This window comes from Methylobacterium aquaticum (assembly GCF_001043915.1).
GTDB lineage: Bacteria > Pseudomonadota > Alphaproteobacteria > Rhizobiales > Beijerinckiaceae > Methylobacterium > Methylobacterium aquaticum.
The window spans coordinates 1-20,784 of sequence record NZ_LABX01000029.1; the positions used below are offsets into that span (position 1 = coordinate 1).

The window sequence follows — 20,784 nt, forward strand, 5'->3', positions numbered from 1 at the left end:
ACCTCGCCGGTGCCGGCGGCGGCTTGCGCGACGTTGCGGACGATCTCCTGGGTCGCCGCGCCCTGCTCCTCCACCGCCACGGCAATCGAGGTCGCCACCGTCGAGATCTCCTCGATGCGCGCGGTGATCTGGCCGATCGCGCCCGCCGCCTGACCGGTCGAAGCCTGGATCGTGGCGATCTGGCTGGTGATCTCCTCGGTCGCCTTCGCGGTCTGGCCGGCCAGCTCCTTCACCTCCGCCGCCACCACGGCGAAGCCGCGGCCGGCGGCTCCCGCGCGGGCCGCCTCGATCGTGGCATTGAGCGCCAAGAGGTTGGTCTGTGCGGCGATCGACGAGATCAGCCCGACCACGTCGCCGATGCGGGCGGTGGCCTCGGTGAGCGCCTGGACCTGGCGGGCGGTCTGCCCGGCTTCCGCGACCGCGGACTTGGCGAGTTGCGCCGAGCCGTCGACCTGGCGGCCGATCTCCTGGACCGAGGCGCCGAGTTCCTCGGCCGCGACCGCGACGGTCTCGACGTTGGAGGACGCCTGCTCGGCGGCGGCCGCCACGGTGGTGGACTGGGACGCGGTCTGGGTGGCCGTCGCGGTCATGGCCTGGGCGGTGCCGCGCAACTCGCCGGAGGCGGCGGCGACGCCCGCCACCACGCCGGTGATCGAGGCTTCGAAGCCCTGGATCAGCTCGTTGAGCGAAGCGGCGCGGCGCATCCGGCGCATCTCCTCGGCCTCGCTCTCGCCGCGCAGGCGCTCGCGCTCGACGGCGTTGTCGCGGAAGACGAGGACGGCGCGGGCCATCGCCCCGACCTCGTCGCGCCGCCCGGCTTCCGGCACCGCGAGATCGGTGCGCCCCTCGGCGAGGGTCCCCATCGTGGCGCGCAGGCGCGCCATCGGCCGCACCACGGAGCGGACGATCAGCAGCGAGACGCCGCCGAGGACCAGCATGATGACAAGGCCCGCCACGGCGAGGCGCTGGACCTGCTCGACGATCATCGCCCGCAGGTCGCTGACATACTCGCTGACGCCGACATAGACGTCCCACGGCGCGTAGTAGCGGAAGAGCCCGATCTTCGGCACCGGCGCCGCCTGGCCCTCCTGCGCCCAGACGTAGCGGAACGTCGCCACGCCGTCGCGCTTGGCGCGGGGCATGACGTCGGCGACGAAGCGGAAGCCGGTGGGATCGGCCATGCCCATCAGGTTGCGGCCGACCACCTTCGCGGAGGGATGGGCGATCACCGTGCCGGCGGCATCGTTGACGTAGACGTAGTTGTCGCGTCCATGCCGCATCGCTCCGATATCGGCGAGCGCCGCCTCGCGAGCCGCCGCCTCGGTCATCTCGCCCGTCGCCGCCTTCTGCCGGTAGCGCTCGACGATATTGGCTGCCGCCTCGGTCATGACCGACAGCCGATCGATGCGCTGCGCCACCATCGCGTCGTACTGGTAGGTGAGCGCGATCCCACCGAGGGCGATCAGACTCAAGCCGGCGAGCGCGATCAGGAGCGCGAACTTGCGGGGGAGGGTGAGCACGAACATCGAAAGGCCGCTCCGGTTCCGGGTCTCGCCGGACTGCCTGTCGAAATAGACGAAAAAGCGTGAACGAACGGTATATGTTATTCGATCGACAAAGCTTCTGGCGGATCAGGTTTTCGGCGCACCACTCAACAAATCATCACGGAAGAAGAAAGAAAAAGACGCGAAATTGTGGCGAGATCGAGCACGAAACAATCAAGGATCGGGGGCGAATTCGCCGACCGTGCCGCTGCGGCAGCGGACGCACGGCACTCGGAAGCATCACGAGCGGAAATCGTCGGCCGAGGACCATCGGTCGGCAGACGGATCGCCGTCGAGATCTGGCGCGAGAGGTCCTCGCGCGGCCGGTTGCCGATACCGGCGCCTATCCGATCCCGGCCCGTAGCCCCCCGCGCCGCCGCGGCGGCACCGCGACCTCATCGCGGGCGAGCGGCTGCGTCTCGTCCCGGGCGAGCGGCTGCGTCTCGCCCCGGGCGAGCGCCAGCACCATGCCGGTGAAGATCTGCTGCAATCCGTCCGTCGAGAGCCGGCCGCCCGGCTTGTACCAGGTGCAGATGCCCGACAGCATCGCCAGGATGGCGAGCGTCGCCATCCGGGTATCGGCCAGGTGGAACTCGCCGGTGGCGCGGCCGTGGTCGAGGATGGCGCCGAGCTTGCGCTCGTAGTCGCGCCGCATCGCCACCACGGTGGCGAGGTTGTCCGACTCGAGGCTGCGCAGCTCCGAGTAGCAGATGAACACCTCCTGCGGCCGCTCGACGTGGTAGGCGACGTGGAATTCCGTGAACCGGGCCAGCCGCGCCTCGGCACTGCCTTCGGCCAAGAGCGCCGCGTCGAGGGCCGCATGCAGGTCGAGCATGTGGCCGCGGATGAGGTCGAACAGGAATTCCTGCTTATTGCGAAAATAGTTGTAGAGCGAGCCCTGCTGGATGCCGACCTCGGCCGCGAGCTGGCGCAGGCTCATCGCGGCATAACCGTGGGTGGCGATGAGCTTAAGCCCCGCCCGCCGGATGGCCTCCTCGGTCCGCGGTCCCGACGAGCCTGCGATACGCGCCATGTTGCCCCTGAACCCTGCCCTCATGGGGCTCTCCGCCCCTCGACTTTCGTCGCGCCAGTGTAGCACTTGACGCTCGGAAAAAAACAGTCGAACGTATTTCCAAGGCGGATGACCCGGACGCATACCGGGCATCCGCCGCAGGCAGAGCGGCGCCGGACACGAGCGCGGCCGCCATCCCAGGGAGGGTCAGGCGTGGCGGAAACCCTTGCGGTTCGCCAGATCTCGTTGCGCTTCGGCGGCGTCAAGGCGCTGACGGATGTCAGCTTCGCGGTCGAGACGGGCGAGCTGTTCTCGATCATCGGTCCCAACGGCGCCGGCAAGACCTCGATGATCAACTGCATCTCGGGCCGCTACCGGCCGTCCGAGGGCCAGATCCTGTTCGACGGCCGCGACATCACCAAGGCGACGCCGAATCAGCGCCCGAAGCTCGGCATCGGCCGGACCTTCCAGAACCTCGCACTGTTCCACCACATGAGCGTGCTCGACAACATCCTGGTCGGGCGCCACCATCTGATGCGCAACAACTTCGTTACCGGCTCGCTCTACTGGCTGCCGGGGGTGCAGAGCGAAGAATTGGCGCATCGCCGCCGCGTCGAGGAGATCATCGACTTCCTCGACCTCCAGCCCTACCGGAAAGCGCCCGCCGGCACCCTCTCCTACGGCTTGCGCAAGCGGGTGGAGCTGGCCCGCGCCATGGCGTTGGAGCCGAAGCTGATCCTCCTCGACGAGCCGATGGCCGGCATGAACCTCGAGGAGAAGGAGGACATGGCCCGCTCCATCGTCGATCTCAACGAGGAGTTCGGCATGACCGTCGTGATGATCGAGCACGACATGGGCGTGGTCATGGACATCTCGCATCGGGTGATGGTGCTCGATTTCGGCCGCCGCATCGCACTCGGTCGGCCAGAGGCGGTGCTCGCCGATCCCCACGTGCGAAAAGCCTATCTCGGCGAGGACGACGAGGAGCCGGTCGCTTCCGAACCGGCGAGGGCCGCGTCGTGACGACCGATTTCTCTGCCATCGCCCGCGAGGCCGACACCTTCCCGAAGCTCCTGCGCCGCAACGCCGCCGAGCACCCGCACGACGTGGCTTTGCGCGAGAAGATCTTCGGGCTGTGGCGCCCGACGACCTGGGGCGAGTACCATGCCCGCACCCGCGCCTTCGCGCTCGGGCTCTCGGATCTCGGGATCGACGGCGGCGACGTGGTCGGGCTCATCGGCGACAACCGGCCCGACTGGGTGGCCGGCGAGATCGCCGCCCATGCTCTCGGCGCCCTGTCGCTCGGCCTCTACCGCGACGCGCTGGAGGACGAGGTCCAGTATCTCCTGGCCTTCGCCGGGGTGAAGGCGGTGATCGCCGAGGACGAGGAGCAGGTCGACAAGCTCCTCAACCTCGCCGACGGCGTGCCGTCCTTGCGCCACATCGTCTATTGCGATCCCCGTGGGATGCGCAAATACGACGATCCGCGGCTGATCTCGGCCGAGGCCCTGGCCGCCAAGGGCGAGGCCCTGCACGCCGCCGATCCCAGCCTCTACGACCGGATGGTCGATGCGACCGACGCGGAGGCGGTGGCGATCCTGTGCACCACCTCCGGCACCACGGCCCGACCGAAGCTGGCGATGCTGAGCGGCGGCCGGGTCCTGCGCCACTGCGCCCGCTACCTCGCCGCCGACCCGAAGGGGCCGGAGGACGACTACGTCTCGGTGCTGCCGCTGCCCTGGATCATGGAGCAGGTCTATGCGCTCGGCCAGGCGCTGCTCTCTCGCATGAAGGTCAACTTCGTCGAGGATGCCGACACGCTCATGCACGATTTCCGGGAGATCGCCCCGACCTTCGTGCTGTTCGCCCCCCGGGTCTGGGAGGCGGTGGCCGCCGACGTGCGCGCCCGGATGATGGACGCCTCGCCCCTCAAGCGCGCCCTCTACGAGCGCGGCATGAAGATGGGGCTCTCGGCCCTCGACAAGGGGACGCGCTCGACGGCCGCCGATATCCTGTTGTTCCGGGCCCTGCGCGACCGGCTCGGCTTCACGCGGCTGACCTCCGCGGCGACCGGCGGGGCGGCGCTCGGTCCCGACACGTTCCGGTTCTTCCGCGCCATGGGCGTTCCCTTGCGCCAGCTCTACGGCCAGACCGAGACGCTCGGCGCCTATACCCTGCACCGGGGCGAGACGGTCGATTTCGACACGGTCGGCGTGCCCTTCGACGACAGCATCGAGATCCGGGTCCTCGACCCCGACCGCAACGGCATCGGCGAGGTGCTGGCGCGCCACGCCAACATGTTCCACGGCTATTACAAGGCCGATCCGAACGCCCCGAGCGACGTGCGCGACGGCTGGATGCACACCGGGGACGCCGGCTACGTCGACAAGAAGGGCGAGCTGGTCGTCATCGACCGGATCAAGGACCTCGCGGTCAACAGCCATGGCGAGCGTTTTTCGCCGCAATACATCGAGAACAAGCTGAAGTTCTCGCCCTATGTGGCGGAGGCGGTGATCCTCGGCGCCGGGCGCGAGTACCTGGCCTCCCTGATCTGCATCCGCTACGCGGTGGTGGCGAAATGGGCCGAGAAGAACCGCATCGCCTTCACCACCTATTCCGACCTCGTCGCGAAGCCGGCGGTGATCGACCTGATCCGCCGGGAAGTCGAGCGGGTCAATGCCGGGCTGACCGACGTGCAGCGCGTCGCCAAGTTCGTGCTCCTCTACAAGGAACTCGACGCCGATGACGGCGAATTGACCCGCACCCGCAAGGTCCGCCGCGGCGTGATCAACGAGAAATACGGCGACTTGATCGACACGATCTATGCCGGCGCGCCGAGCTACCGGGTCGACACGGTGATCCGGTTCCAGGACGGCACCACCCAGCGCATCCGCACCACCCTGCCGGTGATCGACCTCACGGCGTCCCCCGCCACCCTCGCCGCCGCCGCCGAATAGGGGCCTTGAGGCCATGAACACCCATCTGCTGCTCCAGCTCGTCGTCAACGGGCTGATCGTCGGCGCCCTCTACGGGGTAGTCGCGATGAGCTTCGTCCTGATCTACAAGGCGAGCCAGGTCGTGAACTTCGCGCAGGGTGAGTTCCTGCTGATCGGCGCCTGGGTGTGCTGGTGGCTGCTCACCACCTACCAGCTGCCCTTCCTGGTCGGCATGGCGGTCACCTTCGCGTTCATGCTGGTCTTCGGCATCGCCTTGCAGGTGGTGGTGCTGAGACCCCTGATCGGCGAGCCGATCATCTCGGTCATCATGGTGACGATCGGCCTCTCGATCTTCTTCCAGGCCCTGTGCAAGTGGCTGTTCGGCGTCTTCGCCCAGCCCTTCCCGCCGATCTTCCAGACCCAGTCGGTGCAGATCCTCGGGCTCGAGATCCAGACCGTCTATCTCATGAGCCTCGGCATCTCGGTCGCCATGATGGCGGGCTTCGCCTGGTTCTTCCAGTATTCGAAGCATGGGCTGGCGATGCGGGCCACCGCCTTCAACCAGCAGGTCGCGCAGTCGCTCGGCATCTCGGTCCGCAACGTCTTCGCGATGGCCTGGGCGATCTCCGCCGTGGTGTCGTCGGTCGCCGGCATCGTGGTCGGCATCGTCAACGGCGTCTCGTCGGCCCTTTCGCTCTACGGCATCAAGGTGTTTCCGGCGGTGATCCTCGGCGGGCTCGACTCGGTCGTCGGCGCCGTCATCGGCGGCCTCGTCATCGGGGTGCTGGAGAACGTCGCGCAATATGTCGACGGCCAGTACCTGCATTGGGGCAACCTGTACGAGATCGTTCCCTTCTACGTCCTGGTGGTGATCCTGATGATCAAGCCCTACGGCCTGTTCGGCACCCGCGACATCGAGCGCGTCTGATGGCGACCCAGAGCCTGATCCCCGCCGGCGACTACCGCACCACGTATGCCGCCGACACCACCATCTTCCCGACCGCCGGCAGCCGCTACGCGGTCTGGGCGGGACTGGCTTTGCTCTGCCTCGCCCCCCTCGTCCTCGACCGCTACTGGCTGAGCCTGCTGATCCAGATCGGCTATTTCGCGGTCGCGGCTCTGGGCCTCAACATCCTGGTCGGCTTCACCGGCCAGATCTCGATTGGGCACGCCGCCTTCTTCGGCTTCGGCGCCTTCGCGTCGGCCTGGCTGTCGAACAATTACGGCATCCCGGTCTTCTTCGCGATCCCGCTCGCCGGCGTGATGACGACGGCGGTGGGGCTCATCTTCGGCCTGCCGGCGGCCCGGCTCAAAGGTCTCTATCTCGCCATCGCGACGCTCGCCGCGCAGTACATCCTTCAGGATTTCTTTGCCCGGGCAAACTGGTTCACCGGCGGCGTCGCCGGCACGGCGGCCGACGCCTTCTCGATCTTCGGCTTCGCGTTCGACACCGACCACCGCTACTTCTACGTCGTGCTGGCCTATCTGGTGCTGACCTTCGTCCTCGCCACCAACCTGATGCGCTCCCGCGACGGCCGGGCACTGGTGGCTTTGCGCGACCACTACCTCTCGGCGGAGATGATGGGGATCAACCTCACCCGCTACCGCACCCTGTCCTTCGGCCTCTCGGCCTTCTTCGCCGGCATCGGCGGCGCTCTCTACGCGCATTACCTGCAATTCGTCTCGGTCGAGGGTTTCGGGATCCTGCTCTCGATCCAGTTCCTCGGCATGATCATCATCGGGGGCCTCGGCTCGATCATGGGCACGCTGATGGGCACCGCCTTCATGGTGCTGGTGCCGGAAGCCATGGGCTGGATCACCGACGCGGTCCGCGGCTCCGCCCTCGACCGGGCGCTGTCGCTCAAGGACAACCTGTCCTTCCTGCGCGAGATGGCGATCGGCCTCGTGATCGTGCTCTTCCTGATGTTCGAGCCCGACGGGCTCGCCCATCGCTGGCGCCAGATCAAGGCGTACTGGAAGCTCTACCCGTTCTCGCACTGACACTCATCGGAGACTGGGAAAGCCAGCCCACCCACCGGAGGAAACCAGACCCATGCTTCGCCTGTCCCTTGGCCTGCCCTTTGGCCTGTCCCTCGCCTCGGCCGCCGCCCTCGCGCTCAGTGTGCCAGCCCTCGCCGCCGAGATCCCGATCGGCCACCTCGCCGACCAGAGCGGCGCCACCTCGGATGTCGGCGTGCCCTACGCTCAAGGGGTGGCCGATGCCCTCGCCTATGTGAACCGCAAGGGCGGCATCAAGGGCGAGACGATGAACGTCGAGACAGTCGATTACGGCTACCAGGTGCCCCGCGCCGTCGCCCTCTACAAGAAGTGGACCGGCGGGCGCGACAAGGTCGCGGCGATCCAGGGCTGGGGCACCGCCGACACCGAGGCGCTCTCGGCCTTCGTCACCAAGGACGAGGTGCCGTACATCTCCGGGAGCTATGCCGCCCAGGTCAGCGATCCGACCGGCGCCAGCGGCAAGGCCAAGGCTGCGCCCTACAACTTCTTCTACGGGCCGTCCTACTCGGACGCACTGCGCGCCATGCTGATGTGGGCCGCCGACGACTGGAAGGCCAAGGGCAAGACCGGCAAGCCGAAATACGTCCATATGGGCGGCAACCACCCCTACCCGAACTCGCCCAAGGAAGCGGGCGAGGCGATGGCCAAGGACCTCGGTTTCGAGGTGCTGCCGGCGATCGTCTTCGCGCTGGCGCCCGGTGATTACACGGCGCAATGCCTCACCGCCAAGAATGCCGGGGCGAACTACGCCTATCTCGGCAATACCGGCGGCTCGAACATCTCGCTGCTCAAGTCCTGCAAGTCGGTCGGCACCGACATCCAGTTCATGGGCAATGTCTGGGGCATGGACGAGAACGCCGCCAAGGCGGCGGGCGATGCGGCGAACGGCGTCGTCTTCCCGGTCCGCACCGCCGCGGTGAGCGGCAGCACGGCGCCCGGCATGGCGATGGCGGCCGAGATCTCGAAGGTGTCGGACTCCGCCGGCACCGCGTACCGTCCGGTGCATTACTACGCCGGCATCTGCGCCGCCCTCTACATGACCGAGGCGCTCGCCTGGGCCAAGGACAATGGCGGCCTCGCCGGCCCCAACGTCCGCAAGGGCTTCTACCAGAAGAAGGACTGGGTGCCGGCCGGGATGGAGGGCGTCTGCGTCCCCTCGACCTGGTCGCCCACCGACCATCGCGGGATGATGGAGGTGCACCTCTACCGCGCCAAGGTCTCGGGCCCGACCGACGGGGCGCTGCCCGACCTGATCAAGGCCGGCACGATCAAGCTCGAACCGGTCAAGACCGTGACGCTGCCGCGGAAGAGCGAGTGGCAGGGGTGGTGAGGGCCGCCGCTCACGGGTGACCCGCAGCCCTCAACCCTCCCCCCTCTGCGGGGGAGGGTGCCCCACGGAGTGGGGCGGGAGAGGGGAACCACGCTTCCGGAAAGGTCGCGCCCTTGATGAGGGCGCCCTCTGGATCAGTGTCGCGCCGCCCCTCTCCCGGCCTGCTCCGCAGAGGGGGGAGGGTTCGACCTCGCATCTCACCCCTGGAGCCATCCGATGTCGCAGGTCACGACCCTCGAACGCCCGACCCAGGAGGCCATTCAGGCCCCGCTCCTCTCCCTGCGCAACGTCGAGGTGGTCTACGACGACGTGATCCTGGTCCTGCGCGGCCTGAGCCTCGACGTGCCGGCCGGCTCGATCACGGCGTTGCTCGGCGCCAATGGCGCCGGCAAGTCGACGACGCTCAAGGCCATCTCAGGTCTGCTGCGCTCGGAGGACGGCGAGGTCACCCGCGGTGAGATCGTGTTCGACGGCGCCCGCATCGACGGCATCGAGCCGGACAAAATCGTGCGCCGCGGCATCTTCCAGGTGATGGAGGGCCGGCGCATCGTCGCCGACATGACGCCGATGGAGAACCTGCGCCTCGGCGCCTTCTCGCGCCGCGACCGTGAGATCGGCCAGGATCTCGAACGGGTGCTGACCTACTTCCCGCGCCTGAAGGAGCGCACCGGCGCTGCCGGCTATCTTTCGGGGGGCGAGCAGCAGATGCTGGCGATCGGCCGCGCCCTGATGGCCCGACCCCGCCTGATCCTGATGGACGAACCCTCGATGGGCCTCTCGCCCCTCCTGGTGAAGGAGGTTTTTTCGATCATCCGCCAGATCAACCAGGATCTCGGCGTCACCATCCTGCTCGTCGAGCAGAATGCCCGCGCCGCCCTGTCGGTGGCGGATCGCGGCTACATCATGGAGCAGGGCAAGGTGGTGCTCGACGGCACCGTCGAGGAGCTGCGCACCAACGAGGACGTGAAGGAATTCTACCTCGGCGGCGCCGGCGACCAGCGCAAGAGCTTTCGCAATCTGAAAAGCTTCAAGCGGCGCAAGCGGTGGATCTGATACCAACGGTCGAAAGAAAACGATCTTTGGTATCAGTCTTGAAAATCTGAGATGGTTCATCGGCCCGATGCGTCGGCATCTTGGGCCGATGGTATGATCGCGCGTTTGCCGGGGCGCTGCTGACACCCTCCTGGTCATTCCGGGCTCCGCTGCGCGGCCCCGGACCGACCAGGAGGCGGTCAACTCCGTCGAGAGAAGCCCGGAACGATCCCGCCACAGCAAGACCGGTCAGGACGCCCCGCGCTCCCCTGCGTCATCATGACGGCATGGATCGACCACCCGCCCCCGACCGCATCGCCGACATCCTCGCCTGGATCGAGACGCGCCTCGACGAGCCCCTGACGCTCACCCGCCTCGCCGACCGCGCCGGCTTGTCGCCCCATCATTTCTCACGCCTGTTCACCGCCCGGATGGGGCAGGGGCCGATGGCGCATGTCCGCAGGCGCCGGCTCGTGCTGGCAGCGCGTCGCCTCGTCGCCGAGCCCGAGCTGCGGCTCGTCGATCTCGCCCTCGAATCCGGCTTCGACTCCCAGGAAGCCTTCACCCGCGCGTTCGGGCGCCGCTTCGGCGTCACCCCCGGCCGCTTCCGCCGCGGCCTCTCGCCCCTGCCACCCGAAGGAGATCCTCCGATGCCGGCCCCTGCCGAAACCTCCCGCGCCGTTGCACGCCTGCCCGATCTCGTGACCCTCGACGCCTTCACGGTCGCCGGCCCGGCGCGACGCGTCGACGAGGCGACCGCGTCCACCATCCCGGACCTCTGGTCGACCCTGATCCGGGCCCTCCCGTTCGACGCCCAGGTCCCGAGCTGGGCCACCTACGGCGTCGTCTGGAGCGCCGACACGGAGGAGGGCAGCTTCGACTACATGGCCGGCGTGGGCGTGCGGCCGGAGGGGAGCCTGCCCGCCGGTTTCGTGAGGAAGACGATCCCGGCGGCGACCTACGCGGTCTTCCGCGTCACCCTGGACGGAACGGCCCTGCACCCGCAGATGAAAGCCGCCATGGCGACGATCTGGGGAAACCTCGTGCCCGCCTCGGGGCTGAATGTCGCCGACGGTCCGGACTTCGAACTCTATGACGGCCGCTTCGCCCCCGACCGGCCGGGCACCGTCGTCGACGTTCACGTCCCCGTCGCGGTGTGAGGCGCCTCACGGCGTTGCCGGTGCGGCGGCTGGAGCTTCCCGGTCTCAGGAGGTGAGCCGCCGCCGCGCGCACCCGTTCTGCGATCGTATCCGGGCGGGCGCGATCATCCGGAGCCAGGATCGCCATATCGGAAACGATCGTTTTCCATCGTTTCTATTTTCGGATGGAAATGCTCCAGACATACTTCCTCCATCGACACCGCGCCGCCCCGGCTGCCTCGATGGAGACGACGATGACCAAGCCGTATAACCGCCTCGACCTCGACCAAGCCGTCGTTCTGCTGGTCGACCATCAAGCCGGCCTGATGTCCCTGGTGCGGGATTTCGATCCGGATCGCTTCAAGAACAACGTGCTGGCCGTCGCCGATCTTGCGGCCTACTTCAAGCTCCCGACCATCCTGACCACCAGCTTCGAGGACGGCCCGAACGGCCCGATCATGCCGGAGCTGAAGGCCAAGTTCCCGGACGCGCCGTTCATCGCCCGGCCCGGTCAGATCAATGCCTGGGACAACCCTGATTTCGTTGCTGCCGTGAAGGCCACAGGGCGCAAGCAGCTCGTCATCGCGGGCGTCGTCACCGAGGTCTGCGTCGCCTTCGTGGCCCTGTCGGCCATCGCAGAGGGCTACGAGGTGTTCGCCGTCACGGACGCGTCCGGCACCTTCAACCCGGTGGTGCGCGAGGGCGCCTGGAACCGGATGTCGGCGGCCGGCGTGCAACTGGTGAACTGGTTTGCGGTCGCCTGCGAGCTGCACCGCGACTGGCGCCGGGACGTCGAGGGCCTGGCGACGTTGCTCGGCGACCACATTCCCGATTACCGCAACCTCATGACCAGCTACGCCGCGCAGCGCGGCACGATCCCGCACGCCGCCCCCGCCGCCTGACGGCATCCTCCCCTCGCACCGGCTCGGCCGGCGGCGTGCGAGGTCCGTCCCCGGATCTCCTCGGCCTCGGATGCAAGGCCGGCAGGGCGCGTCCAGCGCCCTGCACGAGGGGGCGTGACGCTCCGGAGCGACAAACCGGCGCCTCAGATCTCGCTCCGCCGCAACAGGTAATCCAGCCCGCCGACCCGGAACCAGCGGTAGCCGTACCCCTCCAGGAGCACGCAGTGGCGGCCATCGTCGTCGGCGAGGCTGCGCTGGCCGGTGAGGAGATCGATCAGATGGCGGCCGTCGCCGTCGAGGCCGGTGGCGAAGCTGATCTCCTTCGGCTCGGCGGCGAGGTTGTGCAGGCACAGCACCGCGTTGTTGCGCCAGTCGTAGCGCAGGGCGAGGATGGCCGGGTCGCCGATATCGAGGGCGGTGACGTCGCCCCAGCCGATCTCCGGCACCTCCTTGCGCATGCGGATGACCCGCTCCATCCAGTTCAGGAGCGAGTCCGGCGCGCAGCGTTGCGTCGCTGCGTTGACGTGGGAATAGGCATAGGGCCCCTCGTGGATCGGCGGCGACTCGGGCGTGTTGCTCAGCGTGAACCCGCCCTGCGGCTCGTGCGACCATTGCATCGGCGTGCGGGCGCAGTCGCGCTCTGGCAGCGACAGGTCGTCGCCCATGCCGATTTCGTCGCCGTAGCGCAGGACCGGCGTGCCCGGCAGGGTGAACATCAGGCTGTAGGCGAGTTCGATCCGGCGCCGGTCGCCGCCGAGCATCGGCGCGAGGCGCCGGCGGATGCCGCGGCCGTAGAGCTGCATGTCCGGCTCGGGTCCGAACGCCTGGAAGACGGTCTGGCGCTGCTTCTCGGTCAGGCGGCCGAGATCCAGCTCGTCGTGGTTGCGCAGGAAGATCGCCCACTGGGCGGAGGGCGGCCGGTTCCAGGTCTTGTGCAGCGCCTTCACCAGCGGCCGCGAATCGGCCGAGGCGAGCCCGTAGAACAGCGCCTGGTTGACCTGGAAGTTGAACATCATGTGCATGCGGTCGGCATCGTCGCCGAAATAGTCGAGGTCCTGGCGCGGCAGGATGTTGGCCTCGGCCAGGATGATCGCGTCGCCCTGGCGCCATTGCAGGAACTCGCGGAACAGCCGCAGAAGCTCGAACTGCTCGCGCGGTTCCCCGGAGACCTCCGGTCCCTTCTCGGCGATCACGAACGGCACCGCATCCATCCGGAAGCCCGACACACCGAGCTGGATCCAGAACCCCATGATCTTCAGGATCTCGGCCTGGACATGCGGGTTGGCGGTGTTGAGGTCGGGCTGGAAGTCGTAGAAGCGGTGGAAGTACCAGGCCTTGGCTTCCTTGTCGTAGCTCCAGGTGCTCTTCTGCACCCCCGGGAACACCATGCCCTCGTCGGCATACGCCGGCTTGGTCTTCGACCAGACGTACCAGTCGCGGGTGCGGGCGTTGGGGTCCCGGCGGGCGGCCTGGAACCACGGATGCTGGTCCGAGGTGTGGTTGACCACGAGGTCGATCAGCACCCGCATGCCGCGTTGCTTGGCGGCGTGCGTGAAGGCGACGAAGTCGCCGAGCGTGCCGTAGCGCGGATCGACGCCATAATGATCGGCGACGTCGTAGCCGTGGTCGCGCCCCGGCGAGGGCTGGAATGGGTGCAGCCAGAGCGCCGTCACCCCGAGGCCGAGCAGATAATCGAGGCGCCGCTCCAGCCCCTCGAAATCGCCGATGCCGTCGCCGTTGGCATCCATGAAGGAGCCGACCGAGAGGCAGTAGATCACGGCGTTCTTGTACCAGAGGTCCTCGATCACCCCGGTTCTCCTCGCGCCTCGTCGGTTGTGGCTGCACCGGACAACTAGGGCAGGTGCGTCCCGCGCGTAGGTGTGGCGTGAAATTGGGCAAAATGGTGCCAGGGCGGGCAGATGAGGTGGCGAGACGCCGGGCGGGCGGCTCCGAAATCCGGCGCATGCCCACAATTTGAGCCCGGGCACGCGGGAACCTTTGCGGACAATCCTTGGCACGAGCTTTGCGGATCGCTGTCCGGCCGCATCGGCCAAGGGAGACGATAACGATGACGTGGAAGGGTTGGCTCTCGCGCGCTGCGGTCGCGGGCGGGTTGGCGCTCGGCACGCTGGCGAGCACGGTCGCCTCGGCGCAGGAGACCATCAAGGTCGGCATCCTGCATTCGCTCTCGGGCACGATGGCGATCTCCGAGACGACGCTCAAAGACGTCATGCTGATGCTCATCGAGGAGCAGAACAAGAAGGGCGGCGTTCTCGGCAAGAAGCTCGAAGCCGTCGTGGTCGATCCGGCCTCGAACTGGCCGCTCTTCGCCGAGAAGGCGCGTGAGCTGATCGCCAAGGACAAGGTCTCGGCGGTGTTCGGCTGCTGGACCAGCGTGTCTCGCAAGTCCGTGCTGCCGGTCTTCAAGGAGCTGAACTCGATCCTGTTCTACCCCGTCCAGTACGAGGGCGAGGAGAGCGAGCGCAATGTGTTCTACACCGGCGCCGCCCCGAACCAGCAGGCGATCCCGGCCGTCGACTACCTGATGAAGGAGGAGAAGGTCGAGCGCTGGGTGCTGGAGGGCACGGACTACGTCTATCCCCGCACCACCAACAAGATCCTCGAAGCCTACCTGAAGGCCAAGGGCGTGAAGCCCGAGGACATCTCGATCAACTACACCCCGTTCGGTCAGTCCGACTGGCAGACCCGCGTCGCCGCGATCAAGAGCTTCGGCTCGGCCGGCAAGAAGACCGCGGTCGTCTCGACCATCAACGGCGATGCCAACGTGCCGTTCTACAAGGAGCTGGCGAACCAGGGCATCAAGGCGACCGACATCCCGGTCGTCGCCTTCTCGGTCGGCGAGGAGGAACTGGCCGGCATCGACACCAAGCCGCTGCTCGGCCACCTGGCCGCGTGGAACTACTTCATGTCGATCGACACGCCGGCCAACAAGGCGTTCATCGAGAAGTGGCACGCCTACACCAAGAACCCGAAGCGCGTCACCAACGACCCGATGGAGGCCCACTATATCGGCTTCAACATGTGGGTGAAGGCGGTCGAGAAGGCCGGCACCACCGATCCCGACAAGGTGATCGCGACGCTGCCGGGCATCAAGCAGGACAACCTGACCGGCGGCACCTCGGAGATGCTGGCCAACCACCACATCACGAAGCCGGTCTTCATCGGCGAGATCAAGGATAACGGCCAGTTCGACGTGGTGTGGAAGACCGACGGCCTGATCCCCGGCGAGGCGTGGTCGAAGCAGCTCGACGGCTCGAAGGATCTCGAGGCCGACTGGGTCAAGCTGAACTGCGGCAACTACAACACAAAGACGAAGAAGTGCGGCGGCGCGTGAGCGCATAGCACAATCTCCCCTCTCCGGTGTGCGAAAGGGGATGGGGAATCGACGATCCCGCGTGAGGGTGACCACGCTTCCGCACAAGGCATGAACCTGTGTGCTGGCAGCACAACGCTCGCCGCTTGGGCTCAGGACCGTCCCACCCTCACCCATAACCCCTCTCCCGCACGGGAGAGGGGAGTCTTGGCACCCTGCCCCTTGGCACCCTGCCCCTCGGACACCCACTGTATGCGCCGCTGCCTCGTCCTTCTCCTCGTCGCCTGGTGCACCGCCTGGGTCCTGCCTGCTGCCGCGCAGACAGGCGCTGACACCGCCTATGCGCGGCTCGCCAGTGACAGCTATTCCGACATCGAGGCCGGCATCGCGGCTTTGGTCGTGAGCGGCGATCCGAAGGCCGGGCCTGTCTTGCGGGCGCTGACCGACAACCGCCTGCTTTACCGCCCGGACGACAAGGCGCTCGCCATCAAGGACGGCGCCACGGTCACCGACGCCCGCACCGGTGCCGCCGTGAACCCGGAGGGCCTGAAGCCCGTGCGGGTCAACAATCGGGTGCGGCGCGCGATCGATGCGGCCCTCGGCACCCTGAACCTGCTTGCCCCCGACGCCGCCACGCGCCGCAACGCCGCCGATGCGGTGTTCAAGGCCCGCGATGCCGCCGCGCTTCCGGCGCTCGACGCCGCGCTCGCCCGCGAGACCGACGCGGTCGTGAAGCGAACCATGCAGGAAGCCCGTGCCGCGGCGCTCCTCGCCAGGCCGGGCGCCCCCGAGATCGAGCGGCTCTCGGCCATCGACACGATCCAGGCCCGCGGCGATTCGGAGGCGCTCGCCATCCTGCGCGGCCTGTCGGCCGATCCCGCCCAGAGCGTGCGCGACGCCGCCGCCCGCGGCGTCTCGGGCATCGAGACCCGCCAGGCCCTGATGGCGAACGTCCAGAACGCCTGGTACGGCGTGTCCCTCGGCTCGGTCCTGCTGCTCGCGGCCATCGGCCTTGCCATCACCTTCGGGGTGATGGGCATCATCAACATGGCCCATGGCGAGATGGTGATGCTCGGCGCCTACACCACCTACCTGGTGCAGGAACTGATCCGCCAGAAGGCCCCCTTCCTGTTCGACTGGTCGCTGCCGATCGCGATCCCGCTCGCCTTCCTGGCTGCCGGCGCCGTCGGCATCCTGATCGAGCGGACCGTCATCCGCCACCTCTACGGTCGCCCGCTGGAAACGCTGCTCGCCACCTGGGGCATCAGCCTGATCCTCCAGCAGGCGGTGCGCTCGGCCTTCGGCCCGACCAACCGCGAGGTCGGTGCGCCCTCCTACATGTCGGGCGCCTTCGAGGTGTTCGGCCTCTCGATCACCTGGGGCCGGCTCTGGATCGTGGTCTTCGCGATGGCCGTCTTCGTCGCCCTCAACCTGATCCTGAAGGCGACCTCGTTCGGCCTGAAGACCCGCGCCGTCACCCAGAACCGCCGCATGGCCGCCGCCATGGGCATCCGCACGCCCTGGATCGACGCCTTCACCTTCGGCCTCGGCTCGGGCATCGCCGGCGTCGCCGGGGTGGCCCTGTCGCAGATCGACAACGTCTCGCCGAACTTGGGCCAGGGCTACATCATCGACTCGTTCCTGGTCGTGGTCTTCGGCGGCGTCGGCAACCTGTGGGGCACGCTGGTGGCGGCCCTGACCCTCGGCGTCGCCAACAAGTTCCTCGAGCCCTATGCGGGCGCGGTGCTCGGAAAGATCCTGCTCCTCGTGTTCATCATCCTGTTCATCCAGAAGCGGCCGCGCGGCCTGTTCGCGCTCAAGGGCCGGGCGGTGGAGGCGTGACCATGCTCCTCTCCCGCATCGACAAGGCCGGCTGGATCTTCCTCGGCGTGCTGGCCGCCGCCTGCATCGTGGTGCCGGCCCTCAATCTGCTGACCGCGCCGGGTTCGGCCTTCCACGTGCCGACCTACGCCGTCTCGCTGATGGGCAAGTACCTCGCCTACGCGATCCTGGCGCTCAGCCTCGATCTCGTCTGGGGCTATTGCGGCATCCTCTCGCTCGGCCACGGCGCGTTCTTCGCGCTCGGCGGCTACGCGATGGGCATGTACCTGATGCGCCAGATCGGGCCGCGCGGCGTCTACGGCAATCCCGTCCTGCCCGACTTCATGGTCTTCCTGAACTACAAGGCGCTGCCCTGGTACTGGCACGGCTTCGACTGGTTTCCCTTCGCGGCCGTGATGGTGCTCTTGGTGCCGGGCCTCCTCGCCTTCGTCTTCGGCTGGCTCGCCTTCCGCTCGCGGGTGACCGGCGTCTACCTGTCGATCATCACCCAGGCGATGACCTTCGCGCTGATGCTCGCCTTCTTCCGCAACGACATGGGGCTCGGGGGCAATAACGGGCTCACCGACTTCAAGGACATCCTCGGCTTCAACGTGCAGGCGCAAGGCACCCGCGTGGTCCTGTTCGTCCTGACGGCTTTGGCGCTTGGGCTGGCCTATCTCGTCGCCCGCTTCATGACGACCTCGGCCTTCGGCAAGGTGCTGATCGCGATCCGCGATGCGGAATCGCGCACCCGCTTCCTCGGCTACCGCACGGCGCACTTCAAGGTGCTGGCCTTCACGGTCTCCGCCATGATGGCGGGCGTCGCCGGCGCCCTCTACGTGCCGCAGGTCGGCATCATCAACCCGTCCGAGTTCGCCCCCGCCAACTCGATCGAGGCGGTGATCTGGGTCGCGGTCGGCGGCCGTGGCACGCTCGTCGGCGCGGCCCTCGGCGCGGTGCTGGTCAACTATGCCAAGACGCTGCTCACCGGCGCCATGCCGGATGCCTGGCTGTTTGCGCTGGGCGCCCTCTTCGTCGTCGTCACCCTGTTCATGCCCAAGGGCATCCTCGGCACTCTGTCCGAGCGCCTCGGCGCCCGCCGGCCCAAGGTGAGCACGGACGTTCCCCCCGCCCTGGCCGAGGAGGGCCGCGGATCATGAGCGCAGCGGTCGCCCTGCCCACCGCCGACCCGGTTCACGAGAAGCGCCTCACCCAGGCCCTGCTCTATGTCGACGACATCAAGGTCACGTTCGACGGCTACCGGGCCCTGCGCGGCCTGTCCCTGACCCTGATGCCCGGCGAGATGCGGGCGATCATCGGTCCGAACGGTGCCGGCAAGACCACGATGATGGACTGCATCACCGGTAAGACCCGGCCCGATACCGGCCAGGTGATCTATGACGGCGTGCACGACCTGACCCGGATGGACGAGGCGGCGATCGCCGAACTCGGCATCGGCCGCAAGTTTCAGAAGCCGACGGTGTTCGAGAGCCAGTCCGTCGCCGACAACATCCTCTTGGCGCTCAAGGGCCCGCGCGCCGCGACCGCCTCGCTGTTTGGCTGGCGCAACCGGGTCGAGCGGGCGCAGATCGACGCCATCCTGGAGACCGTGGGCTTAAGCGCCCACCGCATCCGGCCGGCGGCGGACCTCTCGCACGGCCAGAAGCAGTGGCTGGAGATCGGCATGCTGCTCGCGCAGGATCCCAAGCTCCTCCTCGTCGACGAGCCGGTGGCCGGCATGACCGACGCCGAGACCGAGGCGACAGCGACCCTGCTCCGCCGCATCGCGAAAGACCACGCGGTGATCGTGGTCGAGCATGACATGCACTTCGTGCGCGCCCTCCAGTGCCGCGTCACCTGCCTGCACGAGGGCGCGGTGCTGGCGGAAGGCTCGATCGATTCCGTCTCGGCCGACCCGCGGGTGGTCGAAGTCTATCTCGGCCGCTGAGGATTGTTGTCGGATATGCTCTCCGTCGAGACCATCGATCTCCATTACGGCGCGGCGCAGGCCCTGCGCGGCGTCTCGCTCCAGGCCGAACCCGGCAAGGTCACCGCGGTGCTCGGCCGCAACGGCGTCGGCAAGACCTCGCTGATGCGCGCCATCGTCGGCCAGCAGCCGGTGTCGAAGGGCGCGGTCAAGCTCGACGGGCGCGACATCAGCCGGCTCGCGCCCTACGACCGCGCCCGCCAGGGCATCGCCTTCGTGCCGCAGGGCCGGGAGATCTTCCCGCTCCTCACCGTCAAGGAAAACCTGGAGACCGGCTTCGCGCCGTTGAAGCGCCGCGACCGCTACGTACCGAACGAGATCTACGACCTCTTCCCGGTCCTCAAGGACATGCTGGGCCGGCGCGGCGGCGATCTCTCGGGCGGCCAGCAGCAGCAGCTCGCCATCGGCCGCGCCCTGGTGACCCGCCCTCGTGTCCTCGTCCTCGACGAGCCGACGGAAGGCATCCAGCCCTCGATCATCAAGGATATCGGCCGCGCGATCGATTACCTCAGGGGCAAGGGCGACATGGCGATCGTGCTGGTCGAGCAGTATTTCGAATGGGCCCGCGATCTCTGCGACACTTACGCGGTGATGGATCGCGGCCAGGTGGTCGAGGCGGGGCCGCGCTCCGGCATGGTCGAGGCGCAGGTCAGGCGCTGGCTGTCGGTGTGAGGCCGGCGCTCATGATTGCGACATCCGCCTCTGACGTTGGCGTCTGCGATCGATCACGATCACTCAAGGGCTGGCGGCACATCCGACTCATACCATCGGCCCAAGATGCTGACGCATCGGGCCGATGAACCATCTCAAATTTTCGATGCCAAGCCAGAGGCTTGACGAAAATTCGCGAACGGAACCAAAGGTCGTTTCCAACGACCGTTGGTATCACGCACCTCAGGATGAGATGAGAGGGTGGGAGCACCCTTGATGACATCCGATCGTCATTACCATGTCGGACGCGACCTGACTCTCACTGCTTTGCCGGCAGGCGCTGATAGGTATTGAGAAAATCGTCCTGCAAGACATGCGCGACCCCTGTCGCGACGAGATCCTCGTCCTTGCTGAGCACATGGGTCGCATAGGTCCAACCGCGCGGCAGCTTCAGCCTCGTGCCGAGGCCCGCGAGGTCGTCCAGGGTTTGTGTCGTGTTGACGATCTGGGAATACGACTGCATGCGGTAGACGTGGCCGTCCGGGTCGGTGAGTTCGAAGACCGGCTTGCCGGCCCGGAAGGTGAAGACGGTATCGCGCTTCACCTCGGTCGGTGTGTAGAGCGGCTTGCCGCCCATCACCTGTGTCAGGGACAGGTCGAGCGTGGCGCGCTCGGCCATCGTGATCCCGTTGACGGCGATCGTCTTGCCGGTGGCCGAGATGCCCTTGCCCGCGATGCCGTCGATCAGCCAGTAGCGCGGGCCGTTCAGGTCGATCCCGTCGGCGCCGAGCTGGGTCGTGGCGGCCTTCTTGTCGATGCCGGTCCAGGCGGCGGCCGGGCAATCGTTGAAGCCGATGGTGTTGTAGACGGTCGCCACCGCCCGCAGGCCGCTGCGGCTGACGCTGATGATCTCGCAATAGCGGCGGTTGAACAGGCCGCTGCGGCTGCCGCCCGCCTCACCGGCAAGGGGAGCGGCAAGGGCGGGGGCGGAGAGGAGCAGGGCCGGGACGAGGAGGCCGGCGCGGCAGAGGCTGGCGAGGCGGGGCTTTTCCATGCTTGATCGGGCTCCGTCGATGA

At 67.6% G+C, this 20,784-nt stretch carries 17 protein-coding genes; 13 read left to right on the top strand and 4 right to left on the bottom strand.

Annotated features, from left to right (window positions below):
* Positions 1–1,526 (bottom strand): methyl-accepting chemotaxis protein (locus tag VP06_RS03575; RefSeq protein ID WP_048462474.1); only part of this gene is annotated, 1,526 nt, incomplete at its 3' end.
* Between the two features lie 361 nt (positions 1,527–1,887).
* Entirely contained in the window at positions 1,888–2,601 is a 714-nt protein-coding gene (locus VP06_RS03580) for a TetR/AcrR family transcriptional regulator (RefSeq protein ID WP_245291030.1), read from the bottom strand.
* A gap of 168 nt (positions 2,602–2,769) precedes the next feature.
* On the opposite strand from VP06_RS03580, the gene VP06_RS03585 reads away from it, so the two are divergent.
* The 8 genes from VP06_RS03585 (at position 2,770) to ycaC (ending at position 11,914) form a co-directional block, all read left to right on the top strand.
* On the top strand, positions 2,770–3,579 hold the full coding sequence (locus VP06_RS03585; protein WP_048462475.1) for an ABC transporter ATP-binding protein: 810 nt from the start codon (positions 2,770–2,772) through the stop codon (positions 3,577–3,579).
* The gene (locus tag VP06_RS03590; RefSeq protein ID WP_048462476.1) at positions 3,576–5,513 is read left to right on the top strand and encodes an AMP-binding protein; all 1,938 of its coding nucleotides are present in this window, start codon (positions 3,576–3,578) and stop codon (positions 5,511–5,513) included. The genes VP06_RS03585 and VP06_RS03590 overlap by 4 nt, the downstream gene beginning before the upstream one ends.
* Before the next feature lie 13 nt (positions 5,514–5,526).
* On the top strand, positions 5,527–6,420 hold the full coding sequence (locus VP06_RS03595; RefSeq protein WP_048462477.1) for a branched-chain amino acid ABC transporter permease: 894 nt from the start codon (positions 5,527–5,529) through the stop codon (positions 6,418–6,420).
* Positions 6,420–7,493, top strand: coding sequence for a branched-chain amino acid ABC transporter permease (locus tag VP06_RS03600; RefSeq protein ID WP_048462478.1), 1,074 nt, complete (start codon positions 6,420–6,422; stop codon positions 7,491–7,493). The genes VP06_RS03595 and VP06_RS03600 overlap by 1 nt, the downstream gene beginning before the upstream one ends.
* A gap of 52 nt (positions 7,494–7,545) precedes the next feature.
* Positions 7,546–8,841 (top strand): ABC transporter substrate-binding protein, encoded by a 1,296-nt coding sequence (locus tag VP06_RS03605; protein WP_048462479.1) that lies wholly within the window; start codon positions 7,546–7,548, stop codon positions 8,839–8,841.
* A 216-nt stretch (positions 8,842–9,057) separates the two neighbouring features.
* On the top strand, positions 9,058–9,894 hold the full coding sequence (locus VP06_RS03610) for an ABC transporter ATP-binding protein (RefSeq protein WP_048462480.1): 837 nt from the start codon (positions 9,058–9,060) through the stop codon (positions 9,892–9,894).
* 266 nt (positions 9,895–10,160) lie between these two features.
* A complete protein-coding gene (locus tag VP06_RS03615) occupies positions 10,161–11,033 on the top strand; it encodes an AraC family transcriptional regulator (protein ID WP_048462481.1) in 873 nt (290 codons plus the stop codon).
* 233 nt (positions 11,034–11,266) lie between these two features.
* The gene (ycaC, locus tag VP06_RS03620; RefSeq protein ID WP_048462507.1) at positions 11,267–11,914 is read left to right on the top strand and encodes an isochorismate family cysteine hydrolase YcaC; all 648 of its coding nucleotides are present in this window, start codon (positions 11,267–11,269) and stop codon (positions 11,912–11,914) included.
* A gap of 143 nt (positions 11,915–12,057) precedes the next feature.
* Here ycaC and VP06_RS03625 read toward each other — a convergent pair whose 3' ends face one another.
* Positions 12,058–13,722, bottom strand: a complete 1,665-nt coding sequence (locus VP06_RS03625; RefSeq protein ID WP_048462482.1) for an alpha-amylase family protein — start codon at positions 13,720–13,722, stop codon at positions 12,058–12,060.
* Between the two features lie 260 nt (positions 13,723–13,982).
* On the opposite strand from VP06_RS03625, the gene urtA reads away from it, so the two are divergent.
* From urtA to urtE, 5 genes are all read left to right on the top strand, one after another.
* Positions 13,983–15,269: an urea ABC transporter substrate-binding protein gene (urtA, locus tag VP06_RS03630; protein WP_048462483.1), complete on the top strand. Its 1,287-nt coding sequence runs from the start codon at positions 13,983–13,985 to the stop codon at positions 15,267–15,269.
* 231 nt (positions 15,270–15,500) lie between these two features.
* Positions 15,501–17,090 (top strand): urea ABC transporter permease subunit UrtB, encoded by a 1,590-nt coding sequence (urtB, locus tag VP06_RS03635; RefSeq protein WP_048462484.1) that lies wholly within the window; start codon positions 15,501–15,503, stop codon positions 17,088–17,090.
* A 2-nt stretch (positions 17,091–17,092) separates the two neighbouring features.
* Positions 17,093–18,229, top strand: a complete 1,137-nt coding sequence (urtC, locus tag VP06_RS03640) for an urea ABC transporter permease subunit UrtC (RefSeq protein ID WP_048462485.1) — start codon at positions 17,093–17,095, stop codon at positions 18,227–18,229.
* Complete coding sequence (gene urtD / locus VP06_RS03645) at positions 18,226–19,017, top strand: urea ABC transporter ATP-binding protein UrtD (protein WP_082167143.1); 792 nt, start codon at positions 18,226–18,228, stop codon at positions 19,015–19,017. Before urtC ends, urtD begins: the two co-directional genes overlap by 4 nt.
* Positions 19,018–19,032: 15 nt before the next feature.
* Complete coding sequence (gene urtE / locus VP06_RS03650; RefSeq protein WP_048462486.1) at positions 19,033–19,728, top strand: urea ABC transporter ATP-binding subunit UrtE; 696 nt, start codon at positions 19,033–19,035, stop codon at positions 19,726–19,728.
* A gap of 298 nt (positions 19,729–20,026) precedes the next feature.
* Here urtE and VP06_RS03655 read toward each other — a convergent pair whose 3' ends face one another.
* Positions 20,027–20,761 carry a hypothetical protein gene (locus tag VP06_RS03655; RefSeq protein ID WP_053081510.1) on the bottom strand — a complete coding sequence of 245 codons (735 nt, stop codon included), beginning with the start codon at positions 20,759–20,761 and terminating at the stop codon, positions 20,027–20,029.
* Positions 20,762–20,784 lie beyond the last annotated feature (23 nt).

Bases quoted from the DNA above. Each gene is read 5' to 3' on its own strand.
- VP06_RS03580 (WP_245291030.1), bottom strand. From the start codon at position 2,601: ATGAGGGCAGGGTTCAGGGGCAACATGGCGCGTATCGCAGGCTCGTCG.
- VP06_RS03595 (WP_048462477.1), top strand. From the start codon at position 5,527: ATGAACACCCATCTGCTGCTCCAGCTCGTCGTCAACGGGCTGATCGTC.
- VP06_RS03600 (WP_048462478.1), top strand. From the start codon at position 6,420: ATGGCGACCCAGAGCCTGATCCCCGCCGGCGACTACCGCACCACGTAT.
- VP06_RS03605 (WP_048462479.1), top strand. From the start codon at position 7,546: ATGCTTCGCCTGTCCCTTGGCCTGCCCTTTGGCCTGTCCCTCGCCTCG.
- VP06_RS03610 (WP_048462480.1), top strand. From the start codon at position 9,058: ATGTCGCAGGTCACGACCCTCGAACGCCCGACCCAGGAGGCCATTCAG.
- VP06_RS03615 (WP_048462481.1), top strand. From the start codon at position 10,161: ATGGATCGACCACCCGCCCCCGACCGCATCGCCGACATCCTCGCCTGG.
- ycaC (WP_048462507.1), top strand. From the start codon at position 11,267: ATGACCAAGCCGTATAACCGCCTCGACCTCGACCAAGCCGTCGTTCTG.
- urtA (WP_048462483.1), top strand. From the start codon at position 13,983: ATGACGTGGAAGGGTTGGCTCTCGCGCGCTGCGGTCGCGGGCGGGTTG.
- urtB (WP_048462484.1), top strand. From the start codon at position 15,501: ATGCGCCGCTGCCTCGTCCTTCTCCTCGTCGCCTGGTGCACCGCCTGG.
- urtC (WP_048462485.1), top strand. From the start codon at position 17,093: ATGCTCCTCTCCCGCATCGACAAGGCCGGCTGGATCTTCCTCGGCGTG.
- urtD (WP_082167143.1), top strand. From the start codon at position 18,226: ATGAGCGCAGCGGTCGCCCTGCCCACCGCCGACCCGGTTCACGAGAAG.
- urtE (WP_048462486.1), top strand. From the start codon at position 19,033: ATGCTCTCCGTCGAGACCATCGATCTCCATTACGGCGCGGCGCAGGCC.
- VP06_RS03655 (WP_053081510.1), bottom strand. From the start codon at position 20,761: ATGGAAAAGCCCCGCCTCGCCAGCCTCTGCCGCGCCGGCCTCCTCGTC.